Annotated in this window: 12 protein-coding genes; 7 read left to right on the top strand and 5 right to left on the bottom strand. The window is 63.9% G+C overall.

Going from position 1 to position 22,563, the window contains the following annotated elements; all coding sequences use genetic code 11:
* Positions 1–144: 144 nt before the first annotated feature.
* The gene (locus IG94_RS0121735; protein ID WP_031039483.1) at positions 145–939 is read left to right on the top strand and encodes a helix-turn-helix transcriptional regulator; all 795 of its coding nucleotides are present in this window, start codon (positions 145–147) and stop codon (positions 937–939) included.
* 1,200 nt (positions 940–2,139) lie between these two features.
* The gene (locus IG94_RS40680; protein ID WP_157852293.1) at positions 2,140–4,923 is read left to right on the top strand and encodes an NACHT domain-containing protein; all 2,784 of its coding nucleotides are present in this window, start codon (positions 2,140–2,142) and stop codon (positions 4,921–4,923) included.
* 1,752 nt (positions 4,924–6,675) lie between these two features.
* On the opposite strand, the gene IG94_RS39705 is transcribed toward IG94_RS40680, so the two are convergent.
* The 4 genes from IG94_RS39705 to IG94_RS44370 all read right to left on the bottom strand — a co-directional run bounded on the left by IG94_RS39705 (position 6,676) and on the right by IG94_RS44370 (position 16,118).
* The gene (locus IG94_RS39705; RefSeq protein ID WP_169752381.1) at positions 6,676–11,814 is read right to left on the bottom strand and encodes an FtsK/SpoIIIE domain-containing protein; all 5,139 of its coding nucleotides are present in this window, start codon (positions 11,812–11,814) and stop codon (positions 6,676–6,678) included.
* Positions 11,815–11,842: 28 nt separating this feature from the next.
* Positions 11,843–13,447: a hypothetical protein gene (locus IG94_RS0121720; protein ID WP_031039473.1), complete on the bottom strand. Its 1,605-nt coding sequence runs from the start codon at positions 13,445–13,447 to the stop codon at positions 11,843–11,845.
* Positions 13,444–15,249, bottom strand: a complete 1,806-nt coding sequence (locus tag IG94_RS0121715) for a hypothetical protein (protein ID WP_157852291.1) — start codon at positions 15,247–15,249, stop codon at positions 13,444–13,446. Before IG94_RS0121715 ends, IG94_RS0121720 begins: the two co-directional genes overlap by 4 nt.
* A 62-nt stretch (positions 15,250–15,311) precedes the next feature.
* Positions 15,312–16,118: a helix-turn-helix domain-containing protein gene (locus IG94_RS44370; RefSeq protein WP_043484231.1), complete on the bottom strand. Its 807-nt coding sequence runs from the start codon at positions 16,116–16,118 to the stop codon at positions 15,312–15,314.
* A 279-nt stretch (positions 16,119–16,397) separates the two neighbouring features.
* Between IG94_RS44370 and IG94_RS0121700 the strand changes: the two genes are divergently transcribed.
* Positions 16,398–17,447 carry an HNH endonuclease gene (locus tag IG94_RS0121700; protein WP_031039465.1) on the top strand — a complete coding sequence of 350 codons (1,050 nt, stop codon included), beginning with the start codon at positions 16,398–16,400 and terminating at the stop codon, positions 17,445–17,447.
* A gap of 552 nt (positions 17,448–17,999) precedes the next feature.
* Positions 18,000–18,710: a hypothetical protein gene (locus tag IG94_RS0121695; protein ID WP_157852289.1), complete on the top strand. Its 711-nt coding sequence runs from the start codon at positions 18,000–18,002 to the stop codon at positions 18,708–18,710.
* 337 nt (positions 18,711–19,047) lie between these two features.
* Here the strand turns inward: IG94_RS0121695 and IG94_RS0121690 are convergent, their stop codons facing one another.
* Complete coding sequence (locus IG94_RS0121690; RefSeq protein ID WP_078892385.1) at positions 19,048–20,142, bottom strand: DUF1152 domain-containing protein; 1,095 nt, start codon at positions 20,140–20,142, stop codon at positions 19,048–19,050.
* Between the two features lie 85 nt (positions 20,143–20,227).
* Between IG94_RS0121690 and IG94_RS0121685 the strand changes: the two genes are divergently transcribed.
* From IG94_RS0121685 to IG94_RS0121675, 3 genes are all read left to right on the top strand, one after another.
* Positions 20,228–20,968: a GntR family transcriptional regulator gene (locus IG94_RS0121685; RefSeq protein ID WP_031039457.1), complete on the top strand. Its 741-nt coding sequence runs from the start codon at positions 20,228–20,230 to the stop codon at positions 20,966–20,968.
* Positions 20,969–21,248: 280 nt separating this feature from the next.
* Positions 21,249–21,686 (top strand): ATP-binding protein, encoded by a 438-nt coding sequence (locus IG94_RS0121680; protein WP_031039454.1) that lies wholly within the window; start codon positions 21,249–21,251, stop codon positions 21,684–21,686.
* A gap of 89 nt (positions 21,687–21,775) precedes the next feature.
* A complete protein-coding gene (locus IG94_RS0121675; protein ID WP_031039451.1) occupies positions 21,776–22,504 on the top strand; it encodes a GntR family transcriptional regulator in 729 nt (242 codons plus the stop codon).
* The last annotated feature ends 59 nt before the right edge of the window (positions 22,505–22,563 follow it).

The raw sequence follows: 22,563 nt of genomic DNA, 5'->3' as shown, positions 1-22,563 counted from the left end.
GTCGACCCGCGTCGACGTCCGCGTTCTGCGTCACCACCGACCCTGACGCGGCCTCCGACAGTCAGGGAGATCGCCGCGAGCCTGGTACCCGCAGGGCTACACTCCGACCGGGAGTTCGCCCCACGGGGAGGGGACAATGAATCCATGCAGGGAGATGAGCGGTCAGGTCTGGGCGAGTACCTGCGTCACCACCGCTCCCAGATGGCGCCCCGGGACCGGCCCGGAGCCTCCCCTCTGTCCCACCGGCGTGTCCCGGGTCTGCGGCGCCAGGAACTCGCCGACATCGCGAACATCTCGGTCGAGTACTACACCCGTCTGGAACAGGGCCGCGCCGTCCGCCCGTCGCGGGAGGTCCTCACCGCACTGGCCCGAGCGTTCCGGCTCTCGAACGCCGAACGAGAACACCTCTTTCGCCTCGCCGGCGAGCGTCCCCCGCCATCGCGAGCATCCGCCACCGAGATCCGCCCCGGCCTCCAGCAGCTACTCGACGGCCTGAACGACGTCATGCCGGTCACCATCCACGACGGCCGGCTCGACATGCTCGCCTTCAACACCGCCGCCGCGGGCCTGTTCGGTCCCCTCTTCGACGACGGACCCTACGGCCGCAACATCGCCCACCAGGCCTTCACCGCGACGGGACTCGACAACGTACTCGGGAACGAAGGAGCCGAACAACTGGCCCGGGTGGCCACCGCCGAACTCCGCAAAGCACTCAGCCACTACCCGGAGGACGAGTATCTCCGCTCCCTGTTCCGCGAACTCTCGACACAAAACCCCGAGTTCGAACGCCACTGGCGGAAGGGGGAGATCGGGACCTGGAGTTCCGCGATGAAACACGTCAACCACCCGACAGAGGGTCCGCTCACCTTCGACAGCGAAATGCTCCACGACCCCGAGAACGACCACTGGGTCATGCTCTTCGCCCCCCACCAGACCTGACCCACCCCCGTCACACACCACGTCCCGGCGCCGGTGCCTCGGAGCGAAACAGCCAGCCGGCCTCGACGCCATCCCCACAACCGTCGCCGACTTCCTGCCCGAACACACCGAAAACCAGCGCCGGTACGACCACGCCGCCGATCGGCAGGGCGGCCCGCTTGGGATCTCGCAGGTCGCCGTGGACGAGCTCTTGCTTTGAGGGGCCTGGCAGCCGTCGCGTATGCGCCGCTAGTGCGCTGCGAGGGCTACGCTGTCGCGGCGGGCCTGCTCGCGGAACTGCCGTGGCGAGTAGCCGACGACTCGACCGTGGCGGTCGTCATTGGTTGTTGTCGGCCACTGTTGAGCGCCCTCGGACGGCGCAGGGACGGCCCAGCCAACCTGCTGGGTAGACGTCATCCCTCAGGACTCCGCCGGCCTTGGCCGCTGCCGCGCAACCACTCGAACCAGCTCACGAGGAACCACCACAGCCGCCACAACCAACTTCTTCGCCGCGGCCGTCGTGCAGAACTGGGCTGCGGATGTGAGTGTGCGCGGCGTGGAGACGGGGCGCGAAGCCTGGGTGTTCGGCCACGGTGCCCGCCCCCATGCATATGGCAGAAACCGTTCCGCCCTGCCCTGTTCCGGCATGCCTGCCCTCGTCGTGTCACTCCAGCACAGCGCCCCATGCGCGGAGTGTGGCAGAGGTGAGTGAGACCTCTCCCCGAGTGACGGCGTTCGCCTTGCATGCAGTCCGTGTGAACCTCAGCCACCGACAGCCAGCCGCGACGGTGGGTGGGCCGATCGACCAGGCGCGTGTGTGCTTCGCTGTACCCACCTTGGCCCTCAGCCACCCTGTTGGGTTGTGCTCGTCGACCAGAGCAAGCCGCGACGGCGTGCCCCGTGACGACAGCGCGTGAGCCCTCAGCATGAGAAGCTGCGATCACTTGCGACTCGTCCCCGCGCTGACCTGCGCGAATAGCTGCTTCTGTTTTCCGAGAACTTGACTGGTTTCACCTGACTCCCCGCTGTGTCTGGCCCTTGATCGAGGGCTCCTTACGAGGCTGGGATCGGTTATCGGCCATGGTCAAAACAGTCGTCTCCAGAGACTGAGGGAACTTGCTTCGCCTGGGGGGCATCGGGCGTACACTTGCGTTTCGCGAGACGAGTACTAAGTCAATGGGGGAACCGTTGGATCCAATCTCAACCGCATTGAGCAGAGCAGTGGGTTCAGTAGTTGGAAGTCTTGCTGGTAGTGCTGTTAAACACGGAGCGCGTGGCGTAAAGAACCGCATTGCTTCTCGCAAATCGGTGAGAGCGGCGGCCGGTACTTGTCGAGTCGAAGCTATCGACAGAGTAGAAGACCTGTCACCCGCAATCCGTGAGAAGATTGCACATTTTGTGTGTTCGAACGAGTTTGAGCAGGTTGCACTGCAGCTTTCCGTTGCTATTGCTGCGAACAGGAAAGCTATGGTGCCACCCCTTCGTACTGCTTTGCGTGAATCTCTTCGGCTATATAGGACGGTGCCAGACGAGACCCTTGACCTGGTATCAATAGCTCTCTTCGAGGACCTTCAGGGTGCGATTTTTGCCACGCTGAATGAGGTAGGTCATGCCAAGGGTTTCTCCCTGGTGTCTGCTAAATTGGCTGCTGCCCAAGCGTCAGCGGCCGTCAGAAATTCAGATATTCTGTCCCGGGTTGAAGACCTATACGAGTATGACGAATTCTGTAAGGATTTCAGTCGGCAAGTCTCGCTCATTGATAGCAAGGTGCGTCCACCGCAGATGGACGCAGGACGGCGAATCCCAATCGACAGAATCTATGTACAATCTACCCTCGAAGTAGAAGGTGAGGAAGATCGCTTAGACGGCTCAAACCTTGCGCCTAAAGATATTCTCCCCAACTATCCGAGAGTTGCTGTTCTTGGTGATCCGGGCGGCGGGAAGTCCACTCTTGCGTCCAAGCTCTGTGTCGATTTGGCTCGAGGGCGGTGGCCAGGTTCTGCATCTAAGGTGCCTTTTAAAGTCATCGTCCGAGATTTTGGTGTGCACTTCAAGCGTGACAAGATTTCCGTAGTCGAATATATCGAAAGAATCTGCTCAGCCGTCTACTCCACGCCTCCGCCTAAAGATTGCGTTGATTACCTGCTCCTCAATGGTCGAGCCGCAGTCATTTTCGACGGTCTCGATGAACTGACAGAAACCTCGTTACGGCAGGACATGGTAAGCGCCGTGGAGGCTTTCTGTACCGCCTACCCGAGCGCTCCTATCATGGTCACTTCGCGCAAGGTAGGCTACGATCAAGCACCCTTGGACGAGGAGATTTTCGAAACCCTTAGACTCGGGGGTTTTTCGTATGAGCAAAAAATTTCCTACGTTAACAAGTGGTTCCAGGCAATGCGGTCAGGGAGTCAACAAGAAAAGTCCAGGCTCGCTACTGACTTCTTGGACGAACTCACTCATGCGCATGAACTCAGCGAAAATCCACTCATGCTGGGATTGATGTGTGCCCTTTACAGGGGTGCTGGATTCATACCTCGCAACCGTCCTGAACTCTATCGACGCTGCTCTGAGTTCCTATTCGAGCGCTGGGACTCATCTAGAGGGATCTCTGTCGAGAAGCCGTTTGAGCGCGGAATCCAATTCGCCATGTTCGCGCTGGCATTGCAAATGCTGAAGAGCTCGGACAGTGCATCTGGCGTGACGGAAAAACGACTAGTTCAATTCACCACACAGCATCTGCACGGCCGGCACTATGAGGATTTTGATGCGGCTCAAGACGCGGCTCGTAGTTTCGTCAAATATTGCCGTGGTCGTGCTTGGGTTTTGACGGACGTTGGCGCCGATGCTGCCGGAAACGAGCTGTACGCCTTCACGCACCGCACATTCTTGGAATATTTTGCAGCTCGGCAATTGGTTCGGGAGTGCGGTGATGTTGATTTGTTGACATCCACTTTGTATCCGAAGCTGCAGAATCAAGAATGGGACGTTGTTTCACAGCTTGCCATTCAAACACTCGACGAACGACTGCTTGATGGATCTAATGAGGCCATACTAAGTCTGATTGAAATGGCCGAGGGTAACGCTGATGCCGCTGCTCGGCGAGCAATCGCGAGCTTTTGTGCCCGTTCCGTCGAATTCATGGACCTGCCTCCTACTACATTGCGGGCAATCATCTCATTCTATATGCGGTGCGTAGAGGTGGAGACGGCAGAAGGCGTACACTTCTCTTTCATTGAATCCGCTAAGGGGCTTTTGTCCTGTGCTGCCGAGATGCGACACTTAGTGGTCGATCAAGTTAGGAAGATTGCGGCCTCTTCCCAAAGCGAGTCGGCCCTTGCGTTCGCTGTTACCTTGGGGCAGCACCCCAGTAGGGCTATCACAGAATATTGGGTTCATGAAGATCAAAAAACCGTAGAAATGTTCCTTGAACGACTCGAAACTGCGAGTCGAAAAAGCCCCTGGTTTGCCGCTTTTCTGTACAAGCATGGAAAGCTTGACATTGATTCGGGCCTGTCATGGCATGGCATTCGTTTCCTCTTTGATAGCATTGACAGGCCGCCAGGGATTCCGGGTGATCAGAACCTCTTCACCTACTTTGCGTACCGGGATTTTCGTACGTGGGTGAATCTTGCCGGGCTATCTATTGATACCTCGGACAAGGTAATCCCTACCGTTCTCAGCGCGCCCAGGCCATGGCGAAACCGTCTGGGCTCCCATCGCTGGGTCCATGACGAGGAGGAATATATCTCTGATGATGGCGACGAACTGTTCCTGCGGATTGTCAACTTGATTCTGGCTGATGACTTCATGTGGGAAATCATCGGAGCGAGGAAGAAGTTTCCGCAAAGAAAGCGAGGATTCTTTTATCGGAACATCTTGCGGGCGAAAGAGGGGCGGTATCCTGTTGATCGATTGCGTGAAGACTTGAGTATTCTATCTACTGCACAGGTTGATTTCCTCGTGGAATGGGTGAGGGGCGAGATTAAGTTGCTTGAACAACCCTGAGTCGAGGGCCCTCTGGTCTTGCTCGACGCGGGCCCCGGCCGGGCTGGAGCGGGGCGGAGGCAGGAGCGCAGGCTCGGCCGGGAGCCGGGCCGCGCGCGGGGAGCGGAGTGAGCCGCCTTGATGACGTAGAGAAAGTCTGAGCCACCCAGCTCGTGCTACAGCCGGAACGACAGCTCCAACTCCCGGAAGGTGGAACTCCTCCAGGGTGAGGGGCTTGGCCGCCTCGGTGAGGGTCACGTGGATGACGTGGAGCACCGGGACCCCGTCGGCCGGTCGTGGCGCCTGAGCCTGGTCGGGTAGAGGCAGGCGGGTGCGGATGTACGCGGATGTACTCCGTGAAGTGGAGCTCGTGGCCCTGGCCTGAGAGCGGGGTGTAGAGCTCCGGCGCTGGCGGTGGGGTCTCCTCCCCGTACTGGTTCGCAGTGGGTCGTACGTGAGTATCGACTCGTCCGGCGGGGTGCGAAGTAGGTCCGGTAGGGCCAGGGGAGTGTCGGTGCGGGTGGCTACCGGCGGTTCGGCGTCTGTTCAGCGGACGCCGTCTGCCTTGATGTGGCTGCCGTCCGAAGGCCGGCGTACGCCGCGGGCGCGTGTGGCTGGGGCGACTGTGTGTGGGGAGTGGGCGAAGGTGCCGCGGCCCTTGATGGCCTCGACGGGACCCGATGCTCGGACTTCGCTCAGGCAGGCGTTGGTGAACCGTGGGGCGTGTCACGCCGAACTGCTTCGCCAACGCCCCCTCGAAGGTAAGGGTTGGCTGGCGGGGAAGGTGCCGTTCAGGGTGCCTTCGCGCAGAGGCAGGATCGACGGACGGAAGCCCCGGATCACTCCGGGGCTTCCGTCCGTCCACGCATAGTCCACAGAGATACGTTGAGGCCCCTCGGAACCTCGCTGATCTACTGCGGAGCCCTCCAAGATCAACACGCCGTTACGACGTGATCAGTGGCAAACGGCTGCTTCCGGCGGCATCCGCCTGCACATACGCGAAGACCCCGACTCCAGCGAACGCGCTGGTGGCGGGGTCTTTGGGCACCCAATACAAGGTGCCCCCGGCAGGATTCGAACCTGCGCACACGGCTCCGGAGGCCGCTGACGTACCTCACATATGTGCAGATCACACCCCTGCACCTGCTCGGGCTCGGGCCACCAGTCCACGGATGGTCCACGTTCCGCTTCACAGCCCAACCTGCGATCCGCCATACGCTTAGCCTTGCTGGCTGGCACTGTTCTCCGAGCCCATCGGCGACGTCTCTACGCGCCTCCGGATGCAGACGCAGCCCCGAGTTCGTCCGGATTCCCTGGCTCGTACAGCCGTCCTGCCGCTGCAGAGGCGGGGCGCGGGGACCCGTGGGAGCACGGCGACCCCGGGTTCACAGCTAGTTGGCAAGCTGATGCCCGCGGTCGACAGCCGCACTCTCGGCCTTTGCTGCCGCCTTCTTGGCGTACTCAACATCATCACGGGCAACCAGGATGGTCGGCTCCTGCGCAACCGTGGCCGGAGCAGCCTTCCGCGCCCGCTTCTTCGCCCTGTGCTCAGTAGCGATCTGTCCCCTGAGCACCTTCCGGTAGACGAGGGATTTGCTCTGCTGGCCGGCTCCAGAGCTGCCCGCCGCGCTTGGCTGCGCGTCAGCACGTGCATTTTTGGGGCGGAGCCTTACTCCCGCAGGGCGAGATCGAGCCAGTGGCCATCGGCTGGCTGATCACCAGAAGCTGGCGCGTGCCGACCCAGGGGTCGGCACGCGCGTAGGCAACGACGATTTAGTCCAGGACTGCCCTCACATCGGCTGGCTTTGCGAATGGGGCCTGAAGTCGCTCCACCTTTCCGTTGCGGTAGAAGAGCAGGTCACCGTCCCCGAGGAGGTTTTCTGCTCCGCCCTGGTCCAGGACAGTCATGGAGTCCCGATGGCTGGGCAGAGAGAAGGCCATCCGCGCGCTGAGGTTCGCCTTGATACTTCCAGTAATGACGTCGACGCTGGGCCGCTGGGTGGCGAGCACGAGGAAGATCCCGTATGCGCGCGTGAGCTGGGCGTAGCGCTGGATGAGCTCGCTGAAAGCTTTGCGGTCGCTGCCGGACAGGATGAGATCCGCGAACTCGTCGACGAGGATCACTAGCTGGGGCAGCTCTTCTAGCGTTCCTCCGGATTCGTAGAACTCAGATGCTGAGCTGACGCCCGCTTCCTCTAGGATGGGCTGCCGGCGCTCGAGTTCGCTTTCCAAGACGTTCCGCAGTGTTTCCAGAGCGATGTCGGCATCGCTGATGATCTGGGAGTTGCGCAAATGCGAGGCCTTGGCGAACGGAGCGAAGTCGAGCCTCTTGGGGTCGATGATGATCAGCTCGAGCTGTTCCGGGGTACGTGACCGAAGTAGCTCAACCAGCAATCCTCTGAGGAATACTGATTTGCCCGAGCCAGTGGCGCCGGCGACGAGCAGGTGGGGAAGCCGGGACAGATCGGCAATGTGCGCGGTTCCGCTCGGGGCGATGCCGGCGATGAAGGACAGAGCTCCGGGCTTTGCGGGCTTGTCGAGTTCGTGAAGCACCTCGCCCAGAAGTACTGGCTGGCGGTGCTGTCTTGGGACGTCGATCGTTACGTAGCCCGGTTCATGGCCGACGGCGATCTCACCTGTGGTGGCGACCTCGCGGCTGATGTCCCTGGCACGCCGTTCGATGTCGCTGATGGACAGTTTACCCAGGGTGCGGGTACGGAAGCGAATCACGCTCGGGCCTTGGTGGGCGAGTTCCGGACCGAACGGTTCGACAGCCAGCCCGTATTTAGCGAATGCGCTGTCCAAACGCTGAGCCACGGACACTACTTCTTCCCTGTCCTCCTCGGTCACGGTTGGATCTGCTTTCTTCCCAGGCTTGGCCTGGCTGTCATGCCCGTTCGGCAGTAGATCCAGGCCGGAGGGCGCTACCGGTTTCGGATCGAAGCCGGCTGGCGTGCCAGTGTCCTGTGGGGGAACCGGTGTGAGTCGGTGCCAGCTCGCAGGGGCCGCAACCGGGTCTCCGCGCAGTGCGCTTCGCACAGCCGTACTGCGTACGCTGACTACGTCGACCGGTCCTTCTGGGCCGTTGAGTTGGTGCAGTTCAACGGTGCCGGGGGCGTTCCGTTCGACGGACACCACCATGCCCCGTCGATAGGAGCCGCTGCGCCAGTGGCCGAAGGCCAGTTCATAGTTGCCTTGTGCTACTTGCTGTAGGAGGTCTTCAGCGTCTCCCCGTGTTGCTTCGGTGAGTCCGAAGGCGGTATTGCGGGCAGTGGCGGAGCGGATGAGCTCGGCAAGTTCCCGGCCCCGGAGGTCCTTCAGCGGGCCGGGGGTTTGGAACCGGTCGGCCAGCCATTTGATGCTCTCTTCGACCTGCGCGGCGGCGTCACTGTAGTTGGGTGCTTCGCTCCAGAACTTGATCTCAGCGACGCTCATCTGTACCAGCGGCGGCCTGTTATCACGGGGAAGCAAGCTGACCAGGAGCAGGTCGTCACACATCGCGCCGTGCTTTTTGCGGGTCGCAGCCAGCCTGTGTGGGACTCCGGCCTGTGGAAAAGAGGGGACGAGTTCTTCAAGTGAGACGATGGCCCGCAGCCCGGGTAGAGGGTCGAGTGCGCCCTCCACTCCCTGGGCGTAGCGGATGGCACACGCTGTTCCGGCGCGCTCGAGTACTTTGTTCTGGGGGCGCTGGACGATCTGCAGGGCCCACCTGCCAGAGACGCTTTCCAGCAGGGCCATCAGCGACTGAGCCTGCTGTGGATCAGGCGCAGCAATTCCGTCGAGGGCTCGGTTGAGTGCTGCGACGTACGGGCCGACGTACTCCGTGCCCGTGATGCCGTCGTAGCCGGATGAGTCGGGATCTGCCCGTTCCTCGTATTCCAGGACGGTGCGTCGCCGTGCACTTGCGAGAGTGAACGCTTCGAGGCCAACCAACCGGTCTAGGTGTATTACCCACGCCGACTTGCCGTACCACTCCGACAGGGCCTTGTCGGAGGTGCGGACAGTGACCATGCGGGTCTGGTCAGCGGCGAGATTTTCCCCACCCTGCCCGCCGACCAGCTCCAGGCATCGATACTGGATGGCTTCCAGATCGGATGAGCCTTGGTCCGGCTGAGGAGCGAAGACTCCGGTGGCGAAAACCGGATCGGCGTCGGGAATCAAAACTCGTCCGGGTGCACATGCGAGCGCACGGGCGAAGGTGGTACCCGCTCTCCGTTGCAGGCCGACCGGCCGTACCTTGCGTTCGCCGGGGCTCCGGAATAGGAAGGACAGGTGGGAGAAGTCCTGCTCGTCAGCGGGGCGGTGGCGGATGACCGAGCGAGTGCATACCAGTCGGTCCAGAGGATCGGAGGCGGCCGAGGCGACCAGCGATGAGACGCCGTGCCGGATCCCGTCTGCGTCCCCGTCAAGGGTCACGCGGAGCTTGGGGCGCGTATACGCCTGGCGTGTCAGGTCCTTGCGGTAGAACTCGCGCATCGCGTCCAGGACTGGCTCGATGCCGGGGTTGGCGAAGGTGACGGCAACAGTGGCGTCGGGATTGCTCATGCCCGGGTGAACATCCAGGAAGAAGGCGATGCGGCCGGCAATGAACGAGCTGTTGCGTTCAAGCGCTCCCGGCGTGCTCCCGTCCAGCGGTCGGTAGCGTCTCCACAAGAAGGCATGGGGGCAGGGCACGCCTTCGTGCCAGCTGCCGTCCGCCATGATCAGGGGCAGCAGGTGCTGCGGTGAAAACGCGCTGAGGTCGGCCTTGTCCAAGTCTTCCGCACCTGCACCAACGAGTTCGGCGAAGCGCGTGGTGAGGCCCGCGTAGAAGGCAATGCTCAGCGGATTGGTGGGCGCCACGAACAAGTCCGGGGTCCCGATGACTTCAGTGGTGTCGATGAGCAGGAGCCGCTCGTACTCAGTGCGGGAGGCACCGCTGCGGGGCAACGCTTCGAGCAGGGCGCGGTAGGTGCTGGTGTAGGCAGATGCCTCAGGGGATCGCGGGTCCAGAGCAAAGACGCTGCCGACGGCGGCGGCAATTTCGAAGAACCGGCGTCTGGCATCGGCGAATGCCTTGAGCTCCTTTGCCCACGAGGCTTCGGGCTGTGGCAGCTGCTGGAGGACTTCGGCACCCGTGCTGCTGACGCGGAAGGCAGCTCCCTCAGGGTGCTGAAGGATCAGACTCTCGGGTCCGAGGAGGCTGGTCTTGCCGATCCTGGGCTGCACCTCGACACGCTGTGCACCGTATCTGGCGGTGATCTTCTTCTGTTGTCCGGATGCGGTTGTCTCAGGGATGTTGGCGTTCGCCGGCCAGTCGGATTGGCGGAAAGCGAGCATGGCGTGGGCGAGCGTGAGCTGCTGTCCGTTGGTGGGCAGGGATTCGCCCCTGCCGAGGGCAGGCCGATTCAGCAGAGGGTCCGGTTCTGGCCCGGTATCTTCGTCGCCGTGCAGGTCCTCGTGGTCGGCCTCGTCGTTGTCGGCGCGACTTCCCTTGGCGTCGAGCAAGTCGGAACCGGGGCCAGAGGCGTCTTCCTCCTCGTCAGTTTCTGTGGCGCTGCGAGGCACCACCGGGACGGGCCCGACGGGTGATCCTTGCAGCAGGCCTGTGACCAGTTGCGGACCATCGTTGTCGCTGTTGTCCGTAGCAGGGGTGATGATCTTGGCCGTGCCGAGTTCCTTGCCGTCAGCGCGCCAGGCGTCGAGCTGCGGCTGGTCCGCGCAGATGAACCCCCCGACGTCAGGGTCGACGTCGAGCCCGCGCTCAAACCCTGCGATGTCTGCGTCACTGAAGAACAGTGCCAGACGGAAGCTTTGAACCGGGCCATCGGGCGAGTTCAGTTCAACGGCGCCGAAGCGCCATTGGGCAGCGCTTGGCGGCGCCACGTTGAGGAGCGCGCCGCGGCCCTGAGTCTTAAGGGTGGCGTAGCTGTCGTGCTGCCACCGCACGCGCACGCTCTCTCCTCGTCCGAGAAGCCGGATGAGGTTGAATTGCAGTGTCCCACCGCTGGCAGGCATCCAGATGGCCAGACTCTGTTGGCCCTTCAGGACAAGCCGCGGCCCGCTGACGGGGTGGACAGCGTCCAGGTCCAGTGCGGCGCCAGTGGCGCTGCGGGCGAGGTCGTCCAGCGTGAATCCCGTGTAGTCCATGCCGCGGAGGCTGCGTGACTGCAGGACCTTGGCGGCTCCTTCGGCCGGGATTCGCTTCAGGAGGAGCCGGCGCGCCAGGTCCTCGGAAGGGGATGCGATCCAGTCGTCAAGGTCCCGCCGCCAGTCAGCGGATTTGGCCAGGCGCCGCGGGGTGGGTTTGCTGTCGGCGATGTAGAAACCGAGCAGTGGAAGTGCCAGGCCTGCGTGTGTTTCGGGCTTGTCCTTGTTGTCCGTCACCCAACCCCGGAGCCGCTCAGCGTCCTGCCAGTTGATCTGGGCGCTCGTGACGCACCGGTCGAGGTAGTCCTCGACGACGGCTGCAACGAATGCAGACAGGGACGGTGTCTCCTGCACCGCGGCCTGCCGGGCAAGCTGGGTCCACTCCAGTTCGGGGAGCAGGGCGGCGTCCTCGGTCGTGGACAGGACTGTCTCAGGGGGTTGGTGGTCGAGGATGAGCAGGACGCGGGGCTCGGTTGCTCCAGCAAGGAAATGGGTGCGCAAAGCGGCGGCGAAGCCTTCGCCTCCGGTGTTGGGTCCCGTCGGCGTCGAGGTATCCGAGTTGACCAGGTACGGGATGAGCAGGGTGCCGTTGGCCAGCCTGGTCGCGGTGATATCACGGGACTGCCCGCTGAGGCCTTCAGGGTAGACCGTCACGGTAACGGTCTCGGAGGCCAGGAGTGCGGGCAGGAGGTCAGCGGGGGCCAATCCGTGCAGACCGCGCAGCATCAGGCGGCGGCCTGCACGCTGGGGCTGTGCTGCCGCCTGCTTGAGGGCGGCAGCCACAAGTGTGGTGTAGTGCCGGCGGCCTGAGTCAGAGGATGTGGCGGACATACAGTGCCTCCCCGGCATCGCTGTAGCGTTCGAGCAGTCCCAGACGGCCCAGGGCCTGGGAGAGAAGTTCTTCCTCCGCCGCGTCCTGAGGCGCAAGGCCGTACTCGCGGAGACCCGGTAGGAATTCCTGGCGGAAAGCCAGCTGGTTCCGGCCGGAGTTATCGAGCAGCAGCTTGACGAGGAGGAAGATGACCTGTTCGTCCAGCTCGAAGAAACGCACTCGGCCGCGGTTGCGTTTCAACTCGCCGCTGAAGCCGCCGACGAACGTGTTCACAATGTCGCGGCCCCGTTGCTTCAAGGCATTGCCCCGGCTCCGGAATGAGGCCAGGACGGCCTCTCGAAGGGCGTAGACTCCGATGCCCGGATCCGATGGGACAACTTCCGTGCTGTCCTTCCGGAGCATCACGGCTGCGGCAGCACACAGCAGGTCCGCCAAGACCCGGCCAACCGGATCGCCGGCCAGAGCCTGTGCGCAGGCGTACGGGTCGGGTACGGGGCCACAGTCTGATCCGCTGACCTGCGCTACCTGGTGAACCAGATTTGCGGAGACCATGTTGGCTGGTAGGGCCAGTAGGTGATGCTCATCGAGATGCCGCCAGGCTTGGGCGCAGGCGTCGGAGGCCCGAACCGGCCGGTCACCTGCGCTACCGACGCGGAAAAGGATTCGCCCTTCAAATCTAGGGCGCTCAGGCAGCTCCTTGCCATCGAGGACCGCTGCCGCGCAATCCAGCCCCGTCCCCAGGCGGAATGCGAGCCGGTAGTAGTAGAGGGCGATGTGGAGGCTGAACACTGCGATCAGCGCGTGTGCCTTGTCGTGGCGGGGCAGTTGGAGCTTGACTACTGCCAGCAGGTCCCGGCGGATGCGGTCCAGGCTCTCTTGATCGAATGCGCCGGGCGCGAGGTCGTTCCGCAGCGCTTCACCGTACCGTTCGAGGAGTCGCCTCGAGGACACAGGTGCTAGCTCCTGCGAGCTAGCCGCCGTGCGGGCGGCATTCAGGAAAACCCGGTCCAGTGGGCTGAGGCCGTCTTCGCTTCCCAGGAACTTGGCGATCTCGTCGGCCAGCGCGGTGTCGAAGCCGCTGCCGTCCCAGCACAGAAAGAGCAGCAGATTGCCGCGAAACGACTTGTAGCGGCCCGCATAGTCGAAGGCGGTGGGGAGCTCACTGTGGAACGGCGCGAGGAAGCTGCGCGGGCTATTCGAGGCTGAGGTGGGGTGGATCCAGTACTGCCTCTCGGTGACGGCGGCCAAGACCTGCCGGTGGCCCTGGTCGACCTGCAGGAGGTCGGCGAGCTTCTCGCGGAGATTCTCGTCGTTTACGCGGTTGCCCGAGTTGTCGGACATGTCCTGCAGGATGTTGTAGAGGGTCTTCTCCCGTACGTCACCGCGCGCACGGGAGGGAAGAGCGCTGGGAATGTGGGCAAGGCGGTCGAGGTCGGTTCCGTCGATCGGAAGCGCGAGCTCGGACTGCCGACCGGCGTACGTTGCCCGCAGCGTCCGGCCGTCAGCCAGCAGGCTGATCGTTGCGTTCCGTGAGGCCGCGACTGTGTTCAGCGTGTCCTGCAGGCTCGCGGCAGGGCCGGTCATTCGTTCACCATCCTGGCGTTGAGAGTGAGCTTTCCGCTGAAGCCCGTCCGGGGCTCGATGACGAAGCGGCATCCGGATGTCGGGTCGTCCACAAGCATGTGCACGTACTCTCGGTCTTCTGCGAGCCGTGCGAGCGTTGCTGCCGCCCTCCGCAGGGCGTAGACACGTTCGGCGTCCCCACTGCTGGCCACTCCCCGGGTGGCAGCGCTGAGGATGCGGTAGGAGGGGAGGTCAACAGCCAGCTGGGCGTCCGGTCGGCCGTCTCGCCCTTGTTCAATGCGGAGGGATACAGCCATCGGTCTGTAGCCGACGTGGCGCGTTCCGGTCGGGTTTGTCGACGATGGCTTGTCGAGGACAGGCACCGCTTCGGCCAGAGTGAGTCTGAACTGCACGAACACCCGCGTTGGCTCCCGGGCGTCGTAGATGTGGACGGGTAGGTAGGTGCCCCCTGAGGCCTGAGCGCCGAACAGGGCAGCGAAGCCGCCGGCGAGCTCGTCAACCATGGCGCTGACGTGCTGTTCGACGTCCTCTTCGAGTGCTGTATCCCCATGATTGTCGCGCTTTGCTGCCTGCCAGCGTTCGTAGGCACTGAGCGCACGGAGAAACCGCTCCTCCTCATCGAACTGAGTGTCCGGAAGCTCGTCCAGGAAGTAGCGCGATCCGATGACTGTGGCCGCCACCAGGTCACGCCAGGCGCGTTCCTGGGTTGCGTCCGGACTGGTGGACCCCGCCTTGAGGGCCTCGGCTGCGGTCCGCAGGGCCGGTGTGTCGATCCCGGCTCTCTCTACGGCCTCCACCAGACGCTCTACCGGTCGCGCGTCCTGGATCGGGAGCAAACCGGAGTCTGCGAAAGCCTCGTATGCCTCGCGTGTCGGAGCCAGTGCCGGCGACTGTGCGGCGATGCGGGGCCCTACCTCGCCTCCACCAGCGAACGCGGTCACCGGAAGCAGGCCTCTAAGCACGAAAGTGGCATCGTCCTTCTGGTGAGCCTGCAGACTTGCCTCACAGGGGTCAACGAAACTGTCGTACAGCTCCGGTCGCAGGACAGTCCGGCTTACCAGATCCCATAGCGCCCGAGGGGTGTCGCTCCGCCCGCGTTCGACGGCCGCGCGGCGTGCCACCGTGTCGAACGCGCTGACGGCTACTGTCGACAGCAGGACCGCATTCGTGTGGGCGGGGCAGTGTGAGATGGCCGGACAGGTGCCGCATCTCCTGGCATCGAACAGAGCCGTGCCGTCGCCCGGTGCCAGCCGCTTGAGCATCTCCGGCAGCAGGGTCCCCTCTCCTGCGGTAGGGCGGTGGTCCAGGTTCAGCACCTCGACCTGCAATGGGAGCAGCGGTTGTCCGACCGCGTCTTCCACTGGCAGGCCCAGGCGCGTGAACAGCGCATGGACGAGAGCGGTGAACTGGAACCCGCGTTCTTTCCACAGCGGAGCAAGTTGGATGAGCATCCCGATGTTTGCTGCGACAAGGATCGGTGCGCTGGGGCGTTGGTCTGCATCGTCGGCAAGGTCGGCGAGTCTGCGCGCAAGGCTGTCGGCCTGGTCCTCGCCGGGGCTATCGGCATGCGTGGCGTCCTCCACTATGACGCTGAACTTTTCGGCGTGAGCCTGCCGTTGGAACTCCGCTGCTCCGCTTTTGCCTCCCCCTGCGCTACCAGTGATGAAGATGGCATGCGGCGGAACGGTTTGAGAGGCCAGTTCCGTGATCGCGTCGTCGACTGCGCTGGGGACGTAAGCTGCTGCCTGCGAGTCAGTCTGGCTACCGAGAGCTACGACGGCGCCTTGGGCATCGGCGCGCATCTGGCGGATAGCCGCCAGCGGGCTGGGGGAGTCGTCTCCCCACGGACGTGCCTGATTACCTGTCACCAGTGAAGTTCTCCGATCTTGTCTTCGGCCACACGTGCTGAAGCCCACTGGGTAGGGACCCGGAACCGGGAGGCGACCCGCTCCAAGGCGGCTGTAAATTCGGTGGGATCCTGCGGCAGTGGCCTTTGCCGCAAGTCAGCGGCCAGCAGGGCTTGAGGTACGAGGATGCGGGACGCTACATAGGTCGCCTCCCTCTCAGCCACCGAGCCGACTTCTCTCACCTGGCACTCCGGTATGGTCCCGCTCTCGGCGGCGATGAGTCGATGGGCGATGCCATGCGCACCCCAGAGCCGCTGTCCCATCGGGGCACTGTCATTGCCCCGAGGGAACTCGTAGCACTGGCCTTGGCGGGCGAAGCGGGCCTCCGTACCGTTACTCGGAACGAGGGTGAGACCTGCCTTCTTGGCAGCGAGCCGCACGTCTACGGGCCTCGCGCTCCCCAGATCGGCTGAAAATTCTGACGAGAGCAGCCTCAGATGCGTCACGCGGAGTGCCGACAACGCATCTGGGTTCAGTCGGCCGTCTCGCAGAACACGGCGGATACTGGGGTCAGCGAGTTCGGCCGAGCCGGCCGACGCTAGCGGCCCAGCCAGACGCAAAACCTCCCCCTCCTCCAGCCCAACGTTGCGGGCGACCGCCAATGCAACTTGGAGTGACCGGACTGGTAGCACACCGTTCTCGATCCGGGAAAGCGTCGAATACGAGATCCCGCACCCCTCGACCGCGTCACGCTGAGTGATGCGCCCACGTTTGCGTGCTTCGCGCAACGCTGCCCCGAGCAGGCTGTCCCTTGATCCGGTCACACGATGAACAATCTCACCCACGCTCCGACAACCTCAAGGAGATTGCACGTTGCGCAAATGCAACACACTCGCGCTGGTGACATCGGTTGTTCGTCGTCAGCCCCGCTCGGGTGACGTACGAGCCGTAGATGCCCTCTGGGAGGTGGGGAGACCGCGCCCGTGTGGGTGCCTCAATCTGACGCGAGGCTGACGTTCACCCAGTCCCTGCACTGCCGCTCGGTTGGCATGGAGGCGCCGACTGCCACGTCTGTTGTCACACCTGCCCTTTAAGCTCCGCCCATGGAAAAAGGGGCCATCTCGCGTGACGACATCCTGAAGACTCTGCAGGAGTACGACGAACTGGGGGCGGAGGCGTTCCTCGACCTCTACGACTTCAAGCCGGGCCGGAAGTTCCCGATCCTGCACGACGGCAAGGAGTATGACTCCAAGGCCGTGGCAGCGGTGGCCCACAAGCACTCTCAGGGTAGGCCCTTGACTTGGGGTGAGCTGAGCGCCGGTGTGGGACCCGCAGTTGGCTGGCTCAAGCGCGAAGGCTTTCAGGTGGGAGTATCTCGTAGCCCGAAGTGGACCAGGGACGAGCTGATCCTCGCGTGCGATGTCGTCGCCAAGAACGGGTGGCGAGCGCTCCCATCCTCGGACCCCCGGATCGCGGAACTGTCCGACCTCCTACAGCTCTTGGCTGCTTACCCACCGGAGCAGCGGGCGGCCGAGTACCGCAACCGCAACGGCGCGGCGCTCAAGACTGTCAACATCGCCAGCTTCCACCCCGACTACGACGGTGATCCGACCAACGGCGGACAGCTGGACCGCGAGGTACTCCGTGACTTCCTGGACCGACCGGCCGAGATGGCGCGTGCCGCTGAGCTACTTCGTGAGGGACTGCGGTCCGGTGATCTGCAACCTGTAGCGCAGTCTGATGATGGAAGCTTCGATGACGACGTCAGCGTACCCGAGGGACGTGCTCTCTACCGGCGCCATCGCACGCGCGAACGCAATAAGGGTCTCCGCAGGAAGAAGATCGAATCGGTACTCAAGCGGGGTGGCGCCCTGTCTTGCGAAGCCTGCGGATTCGACTTCGCCAAGGTGTACGGCAAGCGCGGTGACGGTTACATCGAGTGTCACCACGTAGTGCCGCTCCACGTGGCTGGAGAGGGCACTACAAAGCTGGCGGACCTGGCTCTGATCTGCTCGAACTGCCACCGCATGATCCACCGCAGCGCGCCGTGGCCCACCCCGGCGGAACTTCGCCTCCTGGTGCTGGAGCAAGCTAACGATGGAGAACCCGGTTTGCCAGGCCCTCGGGCACCGATGGAGTCCGCGGACGTGTGACCGCTGCGACCATTCTCTACAGCCACAACTGATCACCGACGGCCGTAACCTGCGGCCGCCTAATCGATCAATGTCCTGACCTGCTGCTGAGCTGTCGGTAGCTGTCGACGTTGGTCAACGCTGAGCGCCCCTCCACGGCCCGAGGACGGCCCGGGAGGGCGCTTGTGCATCTACCCGCGCAAGTTCGATCTGGTACCTCCGACCACTCCGTAGACGACGCTGCTGCTAAGGACTGCTCGATACTGCTGCTCCAAGGTTTCCGGGGGTGATGGGCCTGCTGACAGGAATACCTCAGCGACCGAACCATCGGCGCGGGTATGGTGTATGGCGATGCCGGTGGCAAGATCGGGGGACCCGATGAACCAAAAAGAAGATGAGTGGCGGCCTTTTTCGGCTCGTCGCAGTGAGGCTGCACACCAGGAATTTGTGCGACTCACGGACGGAGTCCCTTCCTGGCTCCGCGAGTCCTTGTGGAGTTGGCTCTCTGGGCAGCTTCACAGCACGTATGGCAACAACCGGAGCGGCTCCTACTCTGCACCAAACGCCGAGAAGATGCGTAGAGTCGAACGCGTTCTGAGGATTTCATCCGGATGGACCGGCGGCGAAGCCACAATTTCCGACAGGCAAGCCCTCCTTCATCACTTGCGAGGCACCCTCTATAAAGACGACGAATCATTCCTCGGCGCCGTGGACCTGATGCTGTCGGATCTACCACCTGAGCACTACCACTGCGAGGAGTTGGAGCGGTCGCTTGAGGAAGCCGCCTCAGCCTGGCGAGTTGGCCTCGTATCGGGCAAGCCGGGACTCGTCGAGCGCATCGATGCCACGGTGCAGCTCGCCGCAGAGACAACGGGAACTCTCGATGCACGTGCCGGCAGGCTGCTTGCTGACGCTTGGAAGCACGCCTTCTCGATGACGAGGGACCCTTCAGCCGCCTACCGATATGCGGTTCGGGCGGTGGAGGCCGCCGCCGCGCCGGTTATCTCACCAAAAGACTCCATCCCGACTCTCGGTAAAATGATCACAGCATTCCGAGATAAGCCTGATAAGTGGAACTTCACTTTCAAGGTCGACTCAGCGGCAGATCCCAAGACTGTTCTCCTTGGGATGATGCAGATTCTTTGGACGAACGAGTACACCCGGCACGTCGACCCTGACATCCAAGCCCCCTTGCACGTCTCTCAAGCGGAAGCAGAGAGCGCCGTGGTCCTTGCATTGACTCTGGTCAATTGGTTCGTCTCGGGCGCGATCAGCCCGGTGTAGGTGTACCGCAAGGTCGGCGGAGCGGCTTTGGGCTGGAGCTGCTTTGGGGCGAGTGATCATGGCCCCGTAAGCTGATGGCGAGTCGGGCAGTCTGTGGACCTGCCCGGTAAAGTACGACGTTGGGGCCATGATCTTAGAGGCTCGCCCCAAAGTGGCTGCCTAAAGCCGTGGAGCCGACCGCCCCAGCCACAGAGGGTGTCTCCCACTTCTGCCCGCAGCCGCCGAGCGCGCCGCCGGGCGCGGCCAGCCGGGGCGGAGACAGGAGGCAGGCCGCGCCGCAGAGGCGGCGCGCGCCCGCGCCGTGCGCGGGCCTTGAACCCGTGAAGAAGGTTGTAACTCAGTCGTCGGTTGGGATGCGCCACAAGGGAGCTGCGTACTGCTTCGGGCAGCTACTGATGAGCAGTTGGCGCAGGGCGTCCCTGTGAGAACCGCTGAGGTTCAGGGCCTCGGTGATGTGGCGGAACGTCGTGTGGGTGGCTCCGCGGGCTCGGGCCTCGCTCTGGAACTGGTCGAGCCGAGACAGGGTGTCGTCCGGGTCCAGCTTCGTCGGTGGCCGCTCAGTGAGCCATGCTGCCTTGTTGCGCTCGTAATCGATTTCCGAGAAGCCGCAGATTTCGCGGCTGTATGCCTCGGCCTCGTCCAGGGCGGCGGTCGTCATGATGGCGCGGGCCAGGCTGTTGCGGCTGATCGCGTCGTCCAGGTCGACTTCGTGAACTGTGGGCCCCTCGTCGGTGAGGGGGACGGGGAGGCCGGCGTCGCGCACCTCGCAGATGCCGCGGGCTCCTCGGGCGGTTGCGGCGAGCATGGCGGTGGCCTCTGAGGGGTGCCATTCCAGGATGCTGCCGATCGTCTCCACGTCCTCGGCGGTGAAGGTGTGGACGAGGGTGCCGAGCAGAGGGCGCAGGTCGTCGGCGGGGATCTCGCCGTCCAGCCCGGGGCCTGCGACCAGGAGCCGGATCGGGGCGTTGACCTGGCAGCAGGCGGCGAGGGTGAGGGCGTCGGCGAGGGGGCTCTTGAGGGTGGGTTCGTCGCCCTGGGCGAGGATGTCGCCGCCGACATCGAGCAGATCGATCGATGCCGGCGCCAGGTGGGACACCAGCTCTTCGAGCTGGCGAGTGATGCCCTCGGCGCCGTGGTGCGGGTCGAGCAGAGCCAGTGTGTGCGGGAGCTCCGTCGCGAGTCGGGGGAGTGCGGAGCCCGCCGGGGCGATCGGCTGGGCCTCGGCCGGCACCGACCAGACGGACTGAGTGACGGGTTCGAGTCCCGTGAAGCTGTCGGCTCCCCGTGGTCCCGGGAGGGGGTCGATCAGGAGGCGGTCCCACGCGTACGTGAGGATCACCGCCCGGTCCTCGTCGCCGTATAGGGCGGCGTGAAGCATGGCGGCGGCGACTGCGTCGCCCCCTCCTCCTGCTGCGACGATCAACCGCGTCATGCGCTCAGAGTACGGGTTCACGGGTTGGCCATTCACCCTATAGTGGCCAAAGGCCATAGCCACTTGGACGAGGAAGGGAGGGGAGATGCCGCAGATCGAAGAGGCCCAGCCGAAGTATCTCCAGATCGCCCACTACATCCGTGACCAGATCCTTCGGGGTGACCTGCGACCGGGGGACGAGGTTCCTTCGGAACGGCAGCTCGCCGCGGACTGGAAGGTGTCCCGGCCCACGGCTGCGCGGTCGTTGGAGGCGCTGAGTCATCAGGGCCTGGTCGAGAAGCGTCAGGGCTCGGGGACGTACGTGCGCAGCCTCCAAGTGAACCGGCGCGCACGCGAGTTGTACGGACGCGCACGGCAGACCGGGAAGATCTACACGCCCGGAGAGTACGCGGTGATCACCTCGACCGGGTGGCTGGAGGCTCCGGACTACGTTGTCGAGGCGCTGGGACTGGTGAAGGATCGCCGAGCCGTGCACCGCCGGCGGGTGACGAACAACCAGGACGGCCCGATCAACCTGTCCACTTCGTGGTTCGCTGCGGATGTCGGCCAGCGGGCACCCAAGCTCTTGGACCCCGAGCGGATCCAGGAAGGCACGCTCATGTACGTCGAGCGAATGACGGGGCGTCAAGGCAGTTACGCGGAAGACCGGATGTGCGCTCGTGCTGCCACGGATGAGGAGGCGGACGACCTGCGGTTGGAGCCGGGGTCCGCGGTCCTCATCGTCCATCACGTCGTCTTCGACCTCCAGGACCGTCCCCTGGAGTTCGCCGAAGCCACCTACCCGCCGCACCGCTGGGCGTTCGAGCAGGGCTACCCGCTCACCTGACGACGACTCGCCAGTTCCGGCGAACCGCTTGCACACCTCAAGTGGCCAATGCCACTATCCAGAAAGTGGCTAAGGCCACTTGAGGAGAAGGGGGCACGACGTGACGAGTCGGCGGCCGGTACAGGGCGCGCGGTTAGCTTGCCGGGGGTGTCGGGGGCGTGGATGGAAGCGCGTCGGCTCCCGAACGGCGCTGGCGCTCTCCACGGCCAACGACCGCGACCGTGCCACGTCGAAGCGGCGCTGCCTCGACTGCGACGGCAGCGGCAAGGAGTGAGCACGCATGGCCTACACGATCGACCGCCACCCCTGTGAGGACTCGCCGCGGCTCGGAGCGATGACCTTGCATCCGGAGCCTGAGTCCGTGTCTCGTGCGCGGCGCTGGTTCCGGAAGTTCATCGCCCCGTACAACCCGGCCTGCTCGATCGACGACTGCACGCTGATGATCTCGGAACTGGTGACCAACGCCATCTGCTATGGGAAGTCGGATAACCCGTGGTTGGTGCGGGTCGAGTGGTACCGCGAGGGAACCTCGCTCCGCGTCGACGTGCACAACCCGGGGTTCCCGGCGAACGTGCGGCTGAGGCATCCGGAGGCAAACGACGCTCACGGACGGGGGCTGCTCCTGGTCGACTCCATCGCGGATTCCTGGCGCTCCGGGCCCAGCCACCTCGGCGGAACGGTCGTCTCCTTCGTGGTCGCTGATGCCTGGCCGGTGTGACGGGATAGCTCGCCTCTCCTACTGTCACTGTGAAAGTGTCGCTAGGCTGGTTGACCAGTTGACTTGGCCAATCCCGACAGGCGGCGTTCATGGCGTATGAAGTGGAGCCACCGAAGTACGTGCGCCTCGCGCAGACGCTTCAGCAGCGCATCGAGGACGGCACATACGCGCCCGGCACCCGCGTACCAAGTGAGAACCAGCTGGTGCAGGCCTTCGGGATGTCCCGCCCGACCGTCGTCCGGGCGCTGGAGCTGCTGAAGCGGGACGGCTGGCTCGAGTCGCGGCAGGGGTACGGCACGATCGTCCGCGGTCGACCGGAAGTCGTCGAGCAGAAGGACCGGCGGGGGCGTGAGGCGCTGGAGCGCGATGAGACGCAGGGTGCGGGGCGGCTGATCGAAGTCGGGCGTGTACCTGTCCCGGCTCGGGTCGCCTCGGCGCTCGGCCTGCCGAAGCAGACCGAGGTTCTCATGCGTCGCTTCCTGGTCGAGGAGGACGGTGAAGCTGTCGAGCTGGTCTCGTCGTACTTCCCCGCCGGCCTGGTCGAGGGTACTGAGCTGGGGACCGACGAGCCTCTGAGCGGGAGTGTTCGCGAACACCTCGAAACGCGGAAGAAGGTCCGCTTCGACCACGTGGTCGAGCGTGTGTCGGCCCGGCTGCCCGAAGCGAGTGAAGCCGAACTGCTGGATCTGCCGGACGGTATGCCCGTGCTGAGTGTCCTGGTCGTCGCCTGTGACGCCTCCGGCCGGTCCTTGCAGGTCGCTGACGTGCTCCTGCCCGCTGACCGGCAGGAACTCGAAGACACCTACCGTCTGAGCTGAGCCCCGTCCGGGAGCGAAGCCCCGCGACAGCAGCTTGACAAGTCAACCTGGCATCCTTA

The organism is Streptomyces olivaceus, assembly GCF_000721235.1.
Classification (GTDB): Bacteria; Actinomycetota; Actinomycetes; order Streptomycetales; family Streptomycetaceae; genus Streptomyces; species Streptomyces olivaceus.
Note: the sequence above shows the minus strand (reverse complement) of the source record. Positions and strands in the feature narration are given on the sequence as shown.